The 2557-nt window shown below is 72.2% G+C and carries 1 protein-coding gene and 1 pseudogene; both read right to left on the bottom strand.

The annotated features are described in order from the left end of the window. On the bottom strand, positions 1–1980 hold a 1980-nt coding region (locus tag VR45_RS27165), incomplete at its 3' end, for an RICIN domain-containing protein (RefSeq protein ID WP_052709409.1). 267 nt (positions 1981–2247) lie between these two features. Beyond that, positions 2248–2557: pseudogene (locus VR45_RS27160) on the bottom strand (sugar ABC transporter permease); the annotation flags it as partial.

Below are 2557 nucleotides of genomic sequence, written 5' to 3'. Positions count from 1 at the left end.
GGTCGAGAAGGCGCCGTGCTGTGCGTTGCCGAGACCGACGCGCACCACGAACTCCGGCTTGGCCTGGGCGAAGTCGATGCCGGTGGTGTTGGAGAACAGCGGTCCGGAGAGCGCGCCGGACGGCGTCCTGGTCAGGTCCTCGTGCCGGAAGCCGCTGACATCGCCGAGCGCGCTGATCAGCGGCTGGCGGGGAGGCTTGACCAGTCCGAGGGTCGCGGTCTCCTCCAGGCCCTTGGCCGGGACCGTCCAGTGCGTCGGACGCCCGCTGTCCGCCGCGGTCACGTCGTTGCTGCCCCACATGCCCGAGCCGGTGCCGTACAGCACGTGCCCGGCGTCGAAGGGGTCGATGGCCAGCGCGCCCATCCAGTGCCCGATGCCGGTACCCACGTACGGCGCCGCGGAGTTGTCCCGCTCGGAGGTGGCGCCGAGTGCCTTCCAGGTGCCGCCGCCGTCGGTCGAGCGGTAGAGCTCGTCGGACGGCCACCAGCGGTCCAGGGTGGTGACCATCACCGTGGCAGGGTGCTGCGGATCGACCGCCAGCCCGGCGAAGCCGTAGTTGCCGCCGGACGGCGAGACGTTCTTCCAGGCGCCGGTGGAGGGCGTGTACTTCCACACCGAGCCGGCCGTCACGCCGTTCGGTCCGGGCGCGTTGGTGTACGTCAGGTAGAACGAGCCGTCGCCGGACAGCACGCCGTGCTGCGGCAGCTGCCCCGTCGGCTGGCCGGGGACGGCCTGCCAGGTGGCGCCGCCGTCGGTCGAGCGGTACAACGAGGTGTTCCTGTCGGCCGCACCGACGTAGATCGTTCCGCTGCCGGACGGGCCGAAGGTCACGAAGGACAGGCCGACCCCGCTGCTCGCACCGTCCTTGACCGGGAAGCTTCCGACCTGGCCCCAGGTCACGCCGTAGTCGGTGCTGCGCCAGAGCCCGTTCTTGCGGGTGCCCAGGTAGAGCGTGCCGTGGTTCTTCGGGTCCACGACCAGCCGCTCGCCCATGGACCGGCCGTCCTCGTTGCCGCCCAGCTTGAACGGCAGGTCGGTGCGCTGGAACGTCCGCCCCCGGTCGGTGGAGCGCAGGATCGCGCCGTTGCCCGCCCATTCGTTGGTGTAGGTGCCGCTGGCGAGGTACAGGCGGTCGGGGTCGACCGGGTCGGTCGCCAGGCTCTCGATCCCCAGCAGGTTCCAGTCGGCGCCACCGATCCAGTCGGTCAGGGAGGTCCACCGTCCGGCCGCCGCGTCCCAGCGGTACGCGCCGCCGATGTCGGTCCGGGCGTACAGCAGGTCCTTGCGGGTGGGGTTGAACACCAGGCCGGTGACGAACCCGCCGCCGACGATCTGCGCGTTGTGCCAGCTGTACCCGCCCGTGCCGGCCACCTTCACCAGCTTCCACTGCTGGTTCGTGGCGCCCCGGTCGGCGTACTGGATGATGGGGATGCCCTCGTCCTTGCCACCGCCCGACACGTCCAGCACCATGCCACTGGCGCGGGAGACGAACTTCACCGCGCCGTCCCCGACGTCCGCCGTCCGCCACTGCTGCGCCGCGGAGGCGTGGTCGGTCTGCTGCTCGATCGCGGCCGTCGACTGCGAGGAATCACCGCGCACTCCGAGGACCTTGTGGCTGCCGCGGTTCTCCAGCTCGTAGTAGCCGTCCGCCGTCGGCCTCAGCCGCCACTGCTGGCCGGTGGCTCCGGCGACGCGGTTCATCTGCCGGGTCGGGACGCCGTCGGCCGCGTCCGCGCCGGGCACGTCCAGCGCCTTGTCGCTGCGGACGGACACCAACGTGTAGTAGGCGTCGGGGTCCACCGACGCGGCGTTCGAGTCGGCCTGCACGAACAGCAGGTACGGGCCGAGCACACCGGGGACGCCCAGCGCCAGGCCGAGCCTGGTCCAGCGCCGGCGGTGGCGCCCACGGGGGCGTGGCACACCACCGGCGGCGGGGGCGCGATGCCGGTGGCCGTCCACCGTGCGGTCCGTCTCGTTCATGGGAGTTGCTCCTCGCTTCGGCCCCGCCGCGCACACCCGCCCGGTCGGGCGGCGGCGGTCGGCGATGGGATCGGACGACCCGCGGGCGTGCCCCGCCCTCGGGCTCACCCGTCAGTTGCCGCCGTCGCGGCGGAGGTTGCCGCCCGTTCGAATTTTCTTCCGCCGAGTTGTGGGGAGCGGGGCGGAGGAACGACGAACGGGCGGGGAACGGCACGGTGCCCACAATTCACCGTGCCGTTCCCCGCCCGCGCTCGGGGGCGGGCCGGGTCAGGACCCGGCCTTGCGCTTGTTGTAGACGTCGAAGCCGACGGCGGCGAGCAGCACCAGTCCCTTGATGACCTGTTGGTAGTCGGTGCCGATGCCGACCAGCGACATGCCGTTGTTGAGGACGCCCAGGACCAGACCGCCGATGATCGCGCCGAGCACGGTGCCGACGCCGCCGCTCGCGGAGGCGCCGCCGATGAACGCGGCGGCGATCGCCTCCAGCTCGAAGTTGATGCCCGCCTGCGGGGTGCCGGCGTTGAGGCGGGCGGCGAAGACCAGCCCGGCCAGGGCGGCCAGGACGCCCATGTTGACG

It is taken from the genome of Streptomyces sp. NRRL S-495 (genome assembly GCF_000966955.1).
Lineage (GTDB): Bacteria > Actinomycetota > Actinomycetes > Streptomycetales > Streptomycetaceae > Kitasatospora > Kitasatospora purpeofusca.
The sequence above is the reverse complement of the archived record's forward strand: the minus strand, read 5'-3'. Positions and strand labels throughout refer to the sequence as shown.